This window comes from Neisseria sp. P0021.S006 (assembly GCF_051956895.1).
Window position 1 is genome coordinate 1 of record NZ_JBQCWZ010001300.1, and the last position, 435, is coordinate 435.

Genomic DNA, 435 nt, shown 5'->3' on the forward strand with positions numbered 1-435 from the left:
GTGTAGAACACGGTTGCGTGGCTGTAATCTCGGGTGACTTCGACTTCGCTGATGGTGATGAAGCCTGCGCGCGGGTCTTTCAGGCCGGTGCGGACGAGTTCGGCAAGCTCGCGCATGATGTGTTCTTTGACACGGTCTTGGCGGGCGTAGCCGCGTTGGGGTTTTCTCATGGTTTTCCTTGATGTATGGCAGGCTGTCGTTTTCAGACGGCCTGTGGTTTGGATTTTGAAAAGCTGCCTATTATAACGGAGCGCGGTTTATTGTGCTTGAACCGAGAGAGGCATATCGATTTTTTGCCATTGCGCGCTTTCGTAGTCCAGTGCATCGGCGATGAGGGGGTGTTGCTCCAGCAATTGGGCGTTGATGCGCAAGATGAAGCTGTGGTTGTTTTCATCAACCCGAAGATGGGTTTGTGGCGGCAAATCAAGCGGCAAA

1 protein-coding gene is annotated in these 435 nt (G+C 53.3%); it reads right to left on the reverse strand.

Going from position 1 to position 435, the window contains the following annotated elements; all coding sequences use genetic code 11:
* A partial coding sequence (locus ACTHUM_RS19985) for a ribosome-binding factor A (RefSeq protein ID WP_440404005.1) occupies positions 1-170 on the reverse strand: 170 nt, incomplete at its 3' end.
* Positions 171-435: the final 265 nt, after the last annotated feature.